This window comes from Allobosea sp. NPDC055332 (genome assembly GCF_053645455.1).
Window position 1 is genome coordinate 730,301 of record NZ_JBSHMO010000003.1, and the last position, 13,746, is coordinate 744,046.

Genomic DNA, 13,746 nt, shown 5'->3' on the forward strand with positions numbered 1-13,746 from the left:
TAGACGATGAATCTCGCGACGTGGCTCAGGATCGCGGCCATCTTCGTCGGCGCTCTCGCGCTGACGCTGCTGATCTGGTTCGGCGGCCCCTTCGTCGCCTTCGGCGAGGTGCGCCCGTTCGAATCGATCTGGGTCAGGTTGCCGATCGCACTCCTCCTGATGCTCGGCGCGCTCGGCTGGATCGCCTGGATCGTGATCAAGCGGCGCAGGGCCGTCGCCGCGCTCTCCGAGGCGATGGCGAAGGAGGAATCCCAGACCGGTGACGGCGCTGCGCTCTCCGCCGCCATGCGCGATGCCTTGGCGACGCTCCGGCGGACCCGCGGCAAGGATGGCGGCGACTATCTCTACGATCTGCCCTGGTATGTCATCATCGGCCCGCCCGGCGCCGGCAAGACCACGGCCCTCGTCAATTCCGGGCTGAAGTTCCCCCTCGCCCGCGGCGGCCAGGCCCCGGCCGCGGTCGCCGGTGCCGGCGGCACCCGCTATTGCGACTGGTGGTTCGCCGAGGACGCGGTGCTGATCGACACCGCCGGCCGCTACACCACGCAAGACACCGACACCAGGGCCGAGAGGACGAGCTGGCTCGCCTTCCTCGATCTGCTCAAGTCCAACCGCCCGCGCCAGCCGATCAACGGCGTCATCGTCGCGATCAGTGTCGAGGATCTCCTGACCTCCTCGCAGGAGGAGGTCATCGCCCATGCCGAGGCGATCCGCGCCCGCCTGCTCGAGCTCAACGAGCGGCTCAAGGTCGACTTCCCGGTCTACGCTGTGTTCACCAAGGCCGACCTGATCGCCGGCTTCAACGAGTTCTTCGCCGCGCTTTCCGAGCCGCAGCGGCGCATGGTCTGGGGCCACACCTTCCAGACGATCGACAAGACCCGCAACATGATCGGCGACGTGCCGCCCGAATTCGACGCGCTGATCGAGCGGCTGAACGAGCGGCTTTCCGACCGCCTGCAGGACGAGCACAACCCGACCTCGCGCGCCAAGCTCTTCGGCCTGCCGAGCCAGATGGCGACGCTGAAACCGATCATCATCGACTTCCTCGGCCGCGTCTTCGAGCCGACGCGCTACCAGTCGAGCGCGACGCTGCGTGGCTTCTACTTCACCTCCGGCACCCAGGAAGGCACGCCGATCGACCAGCTGATCGGCGCGCTCTCGCGTAATTTCGGCAGCGCCCACGCCGATTCCGGCTCCTACTCCGGCCGCGGCAAGAGCTTCTTCCTGACCGACCTCATCCAGAAGGTGATCATCGGCGAATCCGGCTGGGTCTCGACCGATTTGCGCGCCGCCCGCCGCTCGACCCTGCTGCGCATTGCCGGCTTCAGCGCGATCGCACTGGTCTCGCTGGCGCTCGGCGGCATGTGGTGGACGAGCTATGCCCGCAACAGCGACCTGATCAACCAGACTAATTACGGCCTCGCCGATTATCGTTCGAGCGCCGCGCCGGTGCTGCAGGAGACCAGCCTCTCCGACCGCAATTTCAGCCGCATCCTGCCGCTGCTGCACAAGCTGCGCCACATGCCGGCCGGCTATGCCAACAAGGACGAGCCGACGCCGCTGCCCGCCACTTTCGGCCTCAGCCAGCGCGAACGCCTGCAATCGGCGACGCAGGAGAGCTATCATCAGGCGCTGGAACGGCTGCTGCGCTCGCGCATCATCTTCCGGCTCGAGGAGCAGCTCGAGGCCAACGTCAACAATCCCGGCTTCATCTACGAGGCGCTCAAGGTCTATCTGATGGTCGGCGGCCGCGCCCCGCTCGACCGCGACCTCGTGCTCGCCTGGATGCGCCAGGATTGGGCCGAAAACCTCTTCCCCGGCGCCGCCAATGCCAAGGGCCGCGAGGCGCTGGAGGAGCATCTCGTCGCGCTGCTCGACCTCGACGACGGCGGCCAGCCAGTGGTCAAGCTCAACCAGCTGCTGATCGAAAGCAGCCAGCGCACATTGCGCCGGCTCAGCATCGCCGAGCGCGCCTATGAACTGCTACGTACGCAAGGGCGCAACGCCAGTCGCGACTGGGTCGCGGCGATCCGCGGCGGTTCGGATTCGCGCCTCGTCTTCGAAGGTGTCTCGGGCGAGGATCTCGATACGATCCGGGTACCCTATTTCTACACCTATGACGGCTTCCAGAGCGCCTTCGTCGACCGGCTCGGCGATATCGGCGAGCGCATCGAGAAGGAGCGCTGGGTCCTTGGCGACAATGCCGACCAGGCGGCGATCACTTCGCAATATGCCAGCCTGTTCCAGGACCTGCTCAAGCTCTATGCCCGCGACTTCACCGCCTCCTGGCAGAAGGCGCTGCGCCGGCTGAAGCTGCGCCCCCTCAATGCCGACAAGCCGAAATACATCGCGCTCTCGGCGATCGCGGCGCCGACTTCGCCCTTCAAGCAGTTGCTCGAATCGATCCGCGACGAGACGCAGCTGACGAAAGAACGCGCGGCGAAGCGGGCGGCTGCGGCGCAAGCTGCCGAGAAGATGGCGGGGCAAGTCGCCGACAAGGCTGCGAAGACCCTGGAGGAGCGCGCCAATTATTCGCTGAGCCGCCTCGGCACCAGCCTGCCGCTCAGCGCGCCCGGCGTCGATCGCGTGCTCTCCGGCGGAGGAGGCGGCGAGGCGCTCGGCGCCAATATCGAGGCGCAGTTCAAGGCCTTCCATGTCCTGGTCGAGGGCGATGGCGGCAAGCGGCCGGTCGACCAGGCGCTGCAGATCTTCGCCGAGATCAACCAGAACCTCGCAATCGCCGCGACCACGCCGGCGCAGGCCGCTGCCGCCAATGCGGCGCTGGTGCCGTTGATCGCCTCGCTGCGCGGCAACTCCTCGCGCTATCCGGCGCCGTTCGACGCGATGATCGTCGCCGCGGTCAACGATTTCGAGGGCGACGCCACCGGCGCCACCGTCTCGCTGCTGCGCCAGGCGCTGGCCAGCGAGGTCACCGGCCGCTGTTCCAGCCTGCTCGCCAATCGCTATCCCTTCGCCAAGGGCAGCACCAGCGAGATCGGCCTTGCCGACTTCGCCCAGCTCTTCGCGCCGGGCACCGGCGCGATGGACAAGTTCATGAAGGAGCGGCTCGACCCCTATATCGACAAGTCCGGCCAGAACTGGAGCTGGCGCCAGGACAGCCGCGTCGCTCGCGCCCTCTCGCCGACGACGCTGCGCGAGTTCCAGCGCGCCAACGACATCCGCGAGGCCTTCTTCCCGACTGGCGGCAACCTGCCGAATTTCCAGATGGTAGTGGTGCCGACCACCCTGTCCTCCGACGCCTCCGGTGCCAAGCTCGAGATCAACGGCGTCACGGTGGCGAGCCAGCAGGGCGTCAACACGCCGGTGCAGGTGATGTGGCCGGGCGGCGGCCTCGCCAAGACCTCGATCACGCTGACGATCGGCGGCGCCGCTGCCAACAACAATGCCGGCGGCATCTTCGGTGGCGGCTTCTTCTCCAACAGCCCGACGCCGGCAGCGCCGACCGAGGTGAAGATGTTCGACCGCGCGGGCGTCTGGTCGTTTTTCCGCCTGCTCGATGCCGGCTCGGTGCTGCGCCAGGGCGACAATGTCGTCTTCACGCTCGCCGCCAGCGGTCGCCAGGTCGGCTACCAGTTCGGCGTCGGCTCGCTGAAAAACCCGCTGGTGCTGCCGGCGCTGCGTGAAATCCGTTGTCCGGCGGGGATTTGAGATGGCGTGTGGGTTGTTCGGGAAGCTGCCGGGCAAGCGGGATTTCATCGCGCTGAATGCGCCGACCGCCTTTCTCTCGGCCTATGAGCGCTGGCTCCAGGGCGGACTCACCGCCAGCCGGGTCGAGCTCGGCGCCGGCTGGCAGGACGCCTTCCTCAATGCCCCGATCTGGCGCTTCTGGTTCGGCAGCGCCTTCTGCGGCACGACGGTGGCCGGAGCCTTCATGCCCTCGGTCGACGGCATCGGCCGCTATTTCCCGCTGACGGTCTTCGCCCTCGCCGGCCCGGGTGCGGCGATCCCGCCGCCCGAACTCGATCCGCAGGACGCCTGGTTCGCGCAGGCCGAGGACTTCCTGCTGCGCTCGCTCGAGCCCGAAGCGAGCTTTGAGGCGGTCGCACATGCGCTCGGCGGGCTCGCCATGCCGAACGACGATCTCAGGGCGGCGCCGCCGGCGGATATGGTGCGGCTCTCCGACGGCACGATCGTCAGCGCGCTCGATTCCGCCACCTTCCCGGCGCGGCTCTCGGCGCTGCGCGTCGAGGACCATACGCGTTCCTATGCCTATGCCAGCTATCTCTGGACCATCGGCGGTGATGATTTCGAGCCTCTTGCCCTCGTCGGCCAGGGCCTGCCGAGCCCCTATCTGTACACCGGGCTCCTGACCGGACGCTTCGATGCCTTCCTCGGCGCAGGGTCGGCCGCATGAACGAGCACCGCACCGGCTCTGGTTTCGAGACGGGCGCGGTCAGCCACGCGGGGCGCGTGCGCAGCCACAACGAGGACAATCTGGTAGTCAGGCCCGAGCATGGCCTCTGGGCGGTCGCCGACGGCATGGGAGGACACCAGAACGGCGCCATGGCGAGCGCCACGGTAGCGGCGAGCCTTTCCGCCATCGAACCCGCCGCCTCTGCAGCGGAACTGCTCGACCGGCTCGAACATCGCGTCGTCGAGGCCAATGCCGAGCTCCGCCGCAAGATCCGCGAGCATGACGGCGCCACCATGGGCGCGACACTCGCCGTGCTGCTCGCACATGGCCGCCACTTCGCCTGCGTCTGGTGCGGCGACAGCCGGGTTTATCTCGTCCGCAGTGGGCAGATCACCCAGGTCTCGCGCGACCACACCGAGGCGCAGGACATGATCGAACGCGGCCTGCTGACCGCCGAGGAGGCGCGAACCTGGCCACGGCGGCACGTCATCACCCGCGCCATCGGCGTGCATGATCGCCCCGAGCTCGAGATCGATCATGGTCAGCTCGAAGATGATGACGTCTTCGTGCTCTGCTCGGACGGGCTCACCGATCATGTCCGCGATGAGGAGATCCTGCGCGCCGCCGTTTCCGGCGATCCCCAGGCCGCCTGCGACGCCCTGCTGGCGCTGACGCTGGAGCGCGGCGCCAGCGACAATGTCACCGTGATCGTGGTGCGCTATCATCACGATGGCGGAGCCGAGAAGACGCGCTGGGTGCCGAACATGCGCCAGCGCAGGAGCGATGCGCCATGAGCGACCCCGACCGCACCGTCTTCATGCCGCGCACGGGCCTGGCGCCCGGCGTGCGGTTGAACGGCATCTACGAGATCGAGCGCCTGATCGCGACCGGCGGCATGGGCGAGGTCTATCAGGGCCGCGCCATCCAGACAGGGGACGCCGTCGCCATCAAGATCGTCCGCTCCGACATGGCGCAGGACGCCAATGTCATCACCTTGTTCCGCAACGAGGCGGCAGCGCTGCACAACCTCTATAACGAGGCGATCGTCCGCTATTACGTCTTCACCGTCGACCCGGCGACGCAGGCGACCTATCTCGCCATGGAGTTCGTCGACGGCCAGTCGCTCTCCGACCGGCTGAAGCAGGGCCCGCTCCCCATCGAAGAGGTCGATCTGCTGCGCCGGCGCATCGCGTCGGGGCTGCATGCCGCCCATCTGCTCGGCATCACCCATCGCGACGTCTCGCCGGACAACATCATCCTGCCAGGCGGCCAGGTCACCCGCGCCAAGATCATCGATTTCGGCATCGCCAAGTCGAAGCTGGCCGAAAAGACAGTGATCGGCTCCGGCTTTGCCGGCAAGTACAACTACGTCTCGCCGGAGCAGCTCGGCCTCTATGGCGCCGAGGTCACCGGCAAATCCGACATCTACAGCCTCGGCCTCGTGCTCGCCGAGGCGCTCGGCGGCCGCCCGCTCGACATGGGCGGCACGCAGATGCAGATCCTGGAGAAGCGCCGCCGCGTCCCGGATCTCGCCAGCATAGACAAGCGCATCCGGCCGTTGCTCGCGCGGATGCTCGCCCCCGATCCGAAGGACCGCCCGGCCGACATGGCAGAGGTCGCGTCCTGGCAGGCCAAGGGCAGTGCCAACTCTGGCGGCAGTAGTGGACGCAGCTTTCCCTGGGCGCTGGTCGGCGGCGTCGCCGCGGTTGCGCTCCTCGCCGGCGGTGGTGTCATCGCCTGGCAGATGCTTGGCGGCGCAACGCCGACCCAGCAAGCGATGAACACAGCGCCGCCGCCTGCGCTAAGCGACGATCGTCCGCAGCCTCCCGCGGGTACGGGAGCGAACACATCGGTGCCCGAACTCACGCCCGCGACCCCGCCGCCGGCCATTCCGGCTCAGTCGCCGCAAACTGCGAGCCAAAACCAGCCGCCAGCTCTCCAGCCACCGGCGGCTCCAACGCAGACGGCGCCGACACAGGCACCGCCCTCTCCGCAGCCGCCCGCGCCTGCCCCGCCGGAGCTGAACCCGACTCCGATACCGCCGCTTGGCAGCCCGGCCTCGACGACAAGCCCGAAGCCGACCCCGACTGCCCCACTACCGACGCCGACACCACCGCCGGCCGTTGACCCCGAGCCGCGTACCGCCGCAGAACGGACCGCGCGCTATGTCACGGACTATGACGGCGGCGCCTGCTTCTTCCTGTGGCCGACGACGATCGCCGACAAGCGTGCCGCCGTCGAAGGGTTCGGCAGCACGGCCGAGCCCTTCGTCAGGTTCGACGCAGCGTTCAAGAAGGCACAGGGCTACGAGGCGCAGGTCAGCCTGCGTACGGTCACCGCGGCGCAATGTCCGATGGTCGACTTCCTGCGCCAGCTCGGCCGCGGCATAGACCGCAGCCCGGCGATGCAGATCGGCGCCTTCACCATGCGCAGCGGCGATACACTCTCCGGCTCGGTCGAAAGCGACCCGCGCCAACATCTCGACATCCTGCTCATCGGCGATGACGGGCAGGTCTACAACCTCGCGAGATACACCCGCCGCGAGGGCGGCAAGGCGAGTTTCAGCCTAAAACTGGAATCGGCCGCCGCCTCGGGCGCGCCGGTGCGGCCGCAGACCGTGCTCGCGCTGGTCAGCCCGGCGCCGCTGCCGAGCTTGTCCGGCCCCGACCCCGCTCCTGCGGGCGACGTCTTCCCCGGCCTGCGCCAGGACATCGCCCGCTCCGGCGGCAAGGTCGGCGTCGGTATCAAGTATTTCCGGATTGAGTGACCAACGATCCCGTCATTCTCGGGCGAAACCAAGCGCAGACCCGAGAATGACGCAGGCCGTCACGCCTCGCGGTAGAGCTCGCCCCATTCTTCCTGCCAGAGGCCCTCGGCATCCTCGACCACGATCGGTGCCTTGATCTCGTTGGCGAGGCGCACGGCCGAGCGGAAGCCTTCGACCGGATCGAGCTCGTCGCTGACAAAGTCATTTGTGAGATGGCCGGCAGCCAGCTCAGCCGGGCAGGCAATGCGGGAGAATGTCTTGCCGTCGCGCTGGCCGAGGCTCAGCGTGATGGCATCGGGCTGCGGCTCATCGACTTGCTCGAACCGATTCTTGGCCATCGTCGTCTCCTCGCCTCTGCGATTGCTTGATCATGGGCCAGCCCCGCCTCCACGGCAAATTCACTGCGCCCACGTTCGCTTTGGCCTGGCCTGGCGCGTATTCGCCTTCGGCGACTACTTCTGCTGCTGCCGCGCAGGCGCCGTCGCCGGCCCGCCGCGCACGACCTTGTAGCGGTCAAGCCTGACCTTGATCATCTCGTCGAACTTCTTGTGCACCTCGGAAACCGAGAGCGTCTTGGTCTCGCCGCCGGCCTGAGCGTAGAAGATCGGCCGGTTGGCCTCGGCCGGCTTCGGTAGCAGCGCCGCCGCGCTGGCGCCGGGCGTCTCCTCCATTGTCTCGATAAAGGTCTGCGCCGCATCGGGCCCGAGGAAGTGGATCAGGTAGATCTCGCCGCCGGTGAGATGGCGCCCCATCGCCTTCTCCAGCCGGAGCGTATCGCGCTTCAGCATCTCCCCCGCCAGCAGGGCCGAGAGATAGGGCTCGCGCCTGAGATCGAGGATGCGCTGGCGTTCATTGGCGTCGGCGATGACGAATTGCCGGCCGTTGCGGGTGACCAGTGCCGCCTCTGCGACCAGCCCGTGCTTACGACCGAACTCGAAGATCACGCCGAACCAGGTCTGCTCGATGAACTGGTAGAGCCCGGTCGCCGAGGAGGTCTTCGCCTTCACCTCTGTCGCGAACGAGGATTCCTTGTCGGCGACCGCCATCAGCAGCGTCGGGTCGGCGCCGACGACGCGCCCTGCCCTGACGATCATCTCGACCAGATGCCGGCGGATCTTGATCGGCCCGAAGGTCAGGATCTGGTTGGGATCGCCGCTATAGTTGATCGGCGCCTGCGGCAGCTGGCTTCGCGGGCCAGCCGCGGGAGCACCCGGCTTACCCGGCAGCGTCGGCGGCACCAGGATGATGTTGGACGGCGGCATCACCGGGATGGGCATCGCCGGCTGGTTCGGCATCTCCGACGCGACCTGCTCCTTGATCGCCGCGAGCGAGGGATCGGCGTTCAGCGCGAACTGCGTCGCCTGCCGCGCCGCTTCGAGGTCGCCCTCCACCGAAGACAGAATCAGCGACGGCCGGGTCGGCGCCTTCAGAGACGGCGCCTCGACGCTCTCCATCGGCTCGAAACCGCCGGTCACCTCGGTGGAACCGGGCTTCAGCGTCGCAACGGCGACACCGCCGGCGATCGCCAGCACGAGCGCGCCGCCGCCGACCAGAGAGACGAGCCGAAGCCGCGAGCCGCCATCCGCAACCGCGAACGGCGCGCCGGCAGCGACATTGGTGGCATTGGCGCCGCCGGCCACCGCCCTTTGCGCCAGCACCAGCCAGTCCGGCGGCTTGCCGTCCTTGCTGGCGGTCTCCTGCAATTCGGCGACCATCCGGCGCGCCTGCTGGGCCGGGACATCCGCCTCGCGCTCCAGCGTCGTGGCCGCGCTACGCGCGCCCTGCTCGGTCAACGCCTTGAGCGCAAAGAACCAGAGCTGCAGCGAGATGCGCCGACTCTCCAGCGGCGTGCCCTGGCAGGGCGAGACCAGGAAGTTGCAATGTGGGCAGGCATAGGCGCGCAGCTTCACCCGCGGCGCGAAGGCCGCGGTCTTGCCACAGGCCGAGCAGGCCAGCGTCGTGCCGCCCCGCCGCGCCCGCATGATGGTTTCGAGGCAGGCATCCTCCTGGAATGCGGCCTGAAACTGCTTGAAGCGCTGACTCATCCCTCGCTACCGCCGCTGCCGCGCTCCGCAGTACGCAGCTGGCTCGATCGCCACAAGCTCAACCCGCCAGTAGTCCGAGCCGCGCCACGTCGCGTAGATGGGTCTCGACCTCCTCGGCTGTCGCCTGCATCGGTATGCTTGCGACATCGCGGCCGGAGCTGTGCACCTCGGACAGGAACGCGTTCATCTCCGCCAGCAGCATCGCCGCCGTCCGCGTGCCATCGAGGAGGCTGACGAATTTGCGTACCATCATACCCTCGAGCGCGACCGCACGATGGCGCAGATCCGTGACCTCGTTGCCGGTCAGCGCCTGGCGCCGCGCCAGCAGGCTAGCGACCGGCCGCTCGCTGATCCGCGTCGTCAGCCGGTACGGCTCCAGATTGATCTCGAGCAGACAGCCCCGGTAGATCGCGGTCAGTGCCTCGTTCAGACGACCGGCCTCGCGCTCGCGATCGGGGCCGAGGCTATCCTTGGCCGCGCTCAATGCCCTTTCGATCAGCTCATCATAAGCGATGCTGTCCGGCCAGACCCGTCCGAGCAGCCGCAGCGCCGCGATCGCCGCCGGCAGGTCGATAGCGAGGCGCACGCCGGCGAACAGGAAGTTCACCGCTGCCGGGCGCGCCTCGTCCTTTTCCTCCATCTCCTGGGCATTGGCGGCGAGGTAATAGGGCGCCAGGGTGAACCGGGAGAAGCCGCGGTGCAGCTGGACCTCGGCGCGACAGAACAATGTCTGGCGGAAGCAACGGCCGATCAGAAGGTCGAGCGACTGCTCTTGCCGGAGAGTCTCCGAGCTCGGGATTTCATTCAGTACCTGTTGTGCCGGCCCCCGCGCGCCGCCGAAATTGTTCGGGAAGGAGGCCTCGGCGAGGAACTGCAGACCATAGGGCTCCGCCGCGGCGAGCACTTCGTGCAGGGCGAAAGCCCGCGCGCCCGGATTGAGATCGTCGTGATAGAGGACATTGTCCGGAATATCCTCGATCTGCTTCATGCGCTCGCGCAGGGCTGCCCCGTAAAAGGTCTCGGCATCGGTTGCCTCGGCGAAGCGCTTGATCGCGGTTCTCGCCGCCCTGACCTTCTCGACTGGGTCGTCGATATCGCGTGTCTCGAACAGCATGACGTCGCGGGCGAGATCGCGCATCCGGCAGCCCGGCAAGGCGTTGTAGCTGACATAGGCAATGCCTTGCGGCGCCAGCAGCTCGCCGAAGAGCGCCAGTATCCGCTCGCGCACCGGCTGCGGCACCCAGGAATAGACCCCGTGCACGAGGATGTAGTCGAACTGGCCGAGCGCCGCTGACATGGCCATGATGTCGAGATGGTGGAAGCTGACATTGGTCAGGCCGAGCTCCGCCGCCTCCGCCTTGGCGCGTGCGATCGCCCGTCCGCTCAGGTCGATGCCGACGAGCTCGGCGCCCGGGCACTGCAACGCCATCGGGATCAAGTTGCCGCCGCTGCCGCAACCGAGCTCCAGCACCCGCATCGCCGTGGTTGGGGCCGGTTTCATGCCGTGGACATGGGCGATCGTCGCCAGATGCGCCGGGTGCGTCTGGGAGAAGGCGTGCCCGGGATAGGCGACGGCATCGTAAGGGTTCGTCGCCATGTCGTTCATCGAAGAATCTCGCCTATCCAATTCGTATCGTTACGTATTCAGCTAAGCGGTCAGCAGCCGATCACCCTGAACTCGACCCGGCGGTCGAGCGCGTCGCTGCCGTCGTCCTTGCCGGTGCCGATCAGGTTCTCGTTAAAGCCGCGCCCGGTCGCGATCATGCGGTTGCGGCTATCAGGCGCTCCGGCTTGCAGCAATTCCATCACATACTGCGCCCGCAGCACCGAGAGCCGCTCATTCACCTGCGGCAGGCCGGTACGGGAGGTATGGCCGACGATCTCGAGGCAGGCGCCCTTCTGCTTGGCACGTGTCGCGATCTGGCTCAGCCACATCGGATAAGGTTCGGTGACCTGTGGATTGGCGATGAACTGGGTCGAGCCCGGCTGGAACAGCAGCTTGACCATCAGCTGGTTGGCGGAGAGGCCACTGTCTACGAGGTCGCCAAAGGCCTCGACCGCGTCATCCTTGCGCCCGAGCTTGCTGCTCGCGAGATAGGCGCCGATGCGGACGCGGTGCTGGTCGCCGCCGGGCAGAGTGCGCGCGGTCCGGTAGAAGGCCAGCGCCTCGCGATAGTGCCTCGCTTCGTATTCGAGGATGCCGTCATTGATCAGCGCCGCGACATTGAGGCGATCGGCATAGAGCGGATCGATCGGGTCGCCGAGCTTCGTCCCCTGGCAGGTCTTGATATAGGCCTCGGTCACCGGATCCTTCGACCACATCGGCGAGTCGCGGAAATAGGTCGTGGGCGTGACGTCGACGCCCTCGGGCTTGGCCCGGGCGACTCCCTTGGAAACGATGCGCTTGGCCTTGAGATCGGCCAGCGCCAGGCAGATCCGATAGGCGTCGCGCGAGCCATTCGCAGCCCCGGCATTGTTGACCGCCGTGAAGGTGCCGATCAGCACGACCGGATTGCGCGCCAGCGCCTCGGTCGAGAAAGGTTGCACCTGGAAACGCGGGTAGGATTTGCCGACCAGCTCGATCAGGCTCTGCTGCATCGAGCGCGTCGAGGTCGATTGCGCGCCCGAGACCCCGTCGATCAGCGGGTCGATCACCAGTTCGACGCGCTCTCCTTCGACCTGCGCCTTGGCGAACAGATCGTTGGCGGCGCGTTGCAGCGCCTCCGGAAACGGGATGGGTGTCGGGGCCGGGGCAGCCGGCGGCGCCTGCGCCAGGGCTACGGCCGGCGCGACCAGCAGTCCCAACAGCGCAAAACGGATGAGCGGAGAACGACGCATCGAAGCCCCCTGTTGCATTCCGTCCGGAGCGATGCTCGCCCTCGGCAGTGGAAAACCTGATCCGACGAACCGTCAGCGGCAGTTCTTCAGCGTGCCGCCGCCATCGCCGAGCTGAGCACGCATCAGCGCGTCAGTGCAGTCGGAGGTGCCGCCGCCCGGCCGGCGCCGGCCGCTGCGCGGCTCCGGCGTCGCCTCGACGCCGCCGGTCAGGATGCCGGTCGACTTGCGGTCGAGCACGACGCGTGGCTGCTGAACCTCGCGCGGCTCTTGCCTCTGCGGGCGCGCGCCGGGCGCCGTCGGCAGCAGCGGCTTTTGCGGAGCCGGCAGTTCGGTCACGCCGCCGGAGTTCATCCGCGTCGCCACTGCTTTCTCGCGCTCCTGACGCTCCTGTGAGAGCTTGGCCTTCTCGGCCTCGAGCGCGGCGAGCTCCTGCTCCTTCTTGGCGAGCTCCTTGGCAAGGCGATCGCGCTCGCTCGGATCGGCTGTCTTCGGCGCCACAGCGTCACCGGGTTTCTGCACGGCGCGCTCGGCATCGGTCTTGCCGGCATCGCGGCCAGCGAGATCGGTCGCCGCCTTGGCGCGGTCCTTCTCGACCTGCTGGACCCGGTCCAGCAGTGCCTTCTCGCGCGCGGCGAATTCCTGCTCGAGCTTCTCGCGCTCACCCGGCTCCAGCGCCCGGCGCTCGATCAGGTCGAGCCTGGTCTTGGCATCGACGGCAAAGAAGCTGGTCGGGAAGCGCTGGATGAAGGCCTTGATCTCGGCGGCGTTGTCGCTGCCACGCAGGCGCTTCCAGATGTCGGCGTCGGTCTCCTCGCGGTTGAGGTAGAAGTCGCCGAGCAGCGAGAGCGAGAGCTCCGGCGTCTGCTTGCCACCGGTGGAGTCGTAGACCGCCTTCTGGACGCGGCGGAACATGGTCGCGATCTCGAGGCCGGGCTGCTTGATCTCCTGGACCAGCGCCGCAGTGAACGGGCTGTTGCGACCGGCGCCGTCGGCGGCGACGTCGTTCGCCTGCGTCGCATAGGCGGTGACCATGCCCTGCGCCTTCACGATCGGCGCCAGGCCGGCGCCGACCGACATGCTGCGCGTCGTCGACTTCTTCGACAATTGGGCGAGGAAGGGATTGTTGCGGCAGGCGTCGAGCACCATGATCTTGACGCCCTTGGCGAAGCCGAGCGCGGTGGTCACCTCGCTGAGCTTGACCGTCTCGTACTGGACCGAGACCTCGTCATCGATCTTGGCCTCGACCGGCACGAGGAAGTTCTCGCCGTTGAACTGGAAGCCGTGGCCGGCATAGTAGAACATCACCGCATCGGCCTCCTGGGCCAGACGGGCGAAGCGGGAGACGGCGGCATCCATGCCGCGCTTGTCGAGATCGACGCCATCGACCACCTCGAAGCCGACCTTGCGCAACGCCTCGGCGGTATCGCGCGCATCATTGGGCGTGTTGGGCAGGACGGGTGCGTTCTTGTAGGCGGAGTTGCCTATCACCAGGGCGACGCGACGCTCCTGGGTCTGCGCCAGCGCCGGCATGGCGACGAGCTGGGCAAGAAGAGCAATCAGTGCGCAAACTCTGACGGCTGCAGTCATGGCACCATTCCCTACGTCACCCTAAAGAAAGTGACCGTGAAAATCCAGATTTATCCGCCTGTCGTGACAGGCGCTTTGCTTGCTCCCCTCCGGGCCCACTGCTAACTTTACGGCGGTCACGCGCCGCGAGGAAG

9 protein-coding genes are annotated in these 13,746 nt (G+C 67.4%); 4 read left to right on the forward strand and 5 right to left on the reverse strand.

Going from position 1 to position 13,746, the window contains the following annotated elements; translation table 11 throughout:
• Positions 1–6 precede the first annotated feature (6 nt).
• The 4 genes from tssM to ACWIGM_RS19795 are packed head-to-tail and all read left to right on the forward strand — an operon-like array spanning position 7 to position 7,142.
• Positions 7–3,669 (forward strand): type VI secretion system membrane subunit TssM, encoded by a 3,663-nt coding sequence (gene tssM / locus ACWIGM_RS19780; RefSeq protein WP_454027656.1) that lies wholly within the window; start codon positions 7–9, stop codon positions 3,667–3,669.
• Positions 3,670–3,682: 13 nt separating this feature from the next.
• Positions 3,683–4,375 (forward strand): type VI secretion system-associated protein TagF, encoded by a 693-nt coding sequence (gene tagF / locus ACWIGM_RS19785; protein WP_454027657.1) that lies wholly within the window; start codon positions 3,683–3,685, stop codon positions 4,373–4,375.
• Positions 4,372–5,169 (forward strand): PP2C family protein-serine/threonine phosphatase, encoded by a 798-nt coding sequence (locus tag ACWIGM_RS19790; protein ID WP_454027658.1) that lies wholly within the window; start codon positions 4,372–4,374, stop codon positions 5,167–5,169. Before tagF ends, ACWIGM_RS19790 begins: the two co-directional genes overlap by 4 nt.
• The gene (locus ACWIGM_RS19795; protein WP_454027659.1) at positions 5,166–7,142 is read left to right on the forward strand and encodes a serine/threonine-protein kinase; all 1,977 of its coding nucleotides are present in this window, start codon (positions 5,166–5,168) and stop codon (positions 7,140–7,142) included. The genes ACWIGM_RS19790 and ACWIGM_RS19795 overlap by 4 nt, the downstream gene beginning before the upstream one ends.
• A gap of 59 nt (positions 7,143–7,201) precedes the next feature.
• On the opposite strand, the gene ACWIGM_RS19800 is transcribed toward ACWIGM_RS19795, so the two are convergent.
• The 5 genes from ACWIGM_RS19800 to ACWIGM_RS19820 all read right to left on the reverse strand — a co-directional run bounded on the left by ACWIGM_RS19800 (position 7,202) and on the right by ACWIGM_RS19820 (position 13,612).
• Positions 7,202–7,480, reverse strand: a complete 279-nt coding sequence (locus ACWIGM_RS19800) for a hypothetical protein (RefSeq protein ID WP_454027660.1) — start codon at positions 7,478–7,480, stop codon at positions 7,202–7,204.
• A gap of 114 nt (positions 7,481–7,594) precedes the next feature.
• Positions 7,595–9,187 (reverse strand): transglycosylase SLT domain-containing protein, encoded by a 1,593-nt coding sequence (locus tag ACWIGM_RS19805; RefSeq protein WP_454027661.1) that lies wholly within the window; start codon positions 9,185–9,187, stop codon positions 7,595–7,597.
• A gap of 58 nt (positions 9,188–9,245) precedes the next feature.
• Positions 9,246–10,793 carry a methyltransferase domain-containing protein gene (locus tag ACWIGM_RS19810; protein WP_454027662.1) on the reverse strand — a complete coding sequence of 516 codons (1,548 nt, stop codon included), beginning with the start codon at positions 10,791–10,793 and terminating at the stop codon, positions 9,246–9,248.
• Between the two features lie 50 nt (positions 10,794–10,843).
• Complete coding sequence (locus ACWIGM_RS19815) at positions 10,844–12,025, reverse strand: OmpA family protein (RefSeq protein WP_454027663.1); 1,182 nt, start codon at positions 12,023–12,025, stop codon at positions 10,844–10,846.
• 72 nt (positions 12,026–12,097) lie between these two features.
• The gene (locus tag ACWIGM_RS19820; RefSeq protein WP_454027664.1) at positions 12,098–13,612 is read right to left on the reverse strand and encodes a caspase family protein; all 1,515 of its coding nucleotides are present in this window, start codon (positions 13,610–13,612) and stop codon (positions 12,098–12,100) included.
• Between the last annotated feature and the right edge of the window lie 134 nt (positions 13,613–13,746).

Bases quoted from the DNA above. Each gene is read 5' to 3' on its own strand.
- tssM (WP_454027656.1), top strand. From the start codon at position 7: ATGAATCTCGCGACGTGGCTCAGGATCGCGGCCATCTTCGTCGGCGCT.
- ACWIGM_RS19790 (WP_454027658.1), top strand. From the start codon at position 4,372: ATGAACGAGCACCGCACCGGCTCTGGTTTCGAGACGGGCGCGGTCAGC.
- ACWIGM_RS19795 (WP_454027659.1), top strand. From the start codon at position 5,166: ATGAGCGACCCCGACCGCACCGTCTTCATGCCGCGCACGGGCCTGGCG.
- ACWIGM_RS19800 (WP_454027660.1), bottom strand. From the start codon at position 7,480: ATGGCCAAGAATCGGTTCGAGCAAGTCGATGAGCCGCAGCCCGATGCC.
- ACWIGM_RS19805 (WP_454027661.1), bottom strand. From the start codon at position 9,187: ATGAGTCAGCGCTTCAAGCAGTTTCAGGCCGCATTCCAGGAGGATGCC.
- ACWIGM_RS19810 (WP_454027662.1), bottom strand. From the start codon at position 10,793: ATGAACGACATGGCGACGAACCCTTACGATGCCGTCGCCTATCCCGGG.
- ACWIGM_RS19815 (WP_454027663.1), bottom strand. From the start codon at position 12,025: ATGCGTCGTTCTCCGCTCATCCGTTTTGCGCTGTTGGGACTGCTGGTC.
- ACWIGM_RS19820 (WP_454027664.1), bottom strand. From the start codon at position 13,612: ATGACTGCAGCCGTCAGAGTTTGCGCACTGATTGCTCTTCTTGCCCAG.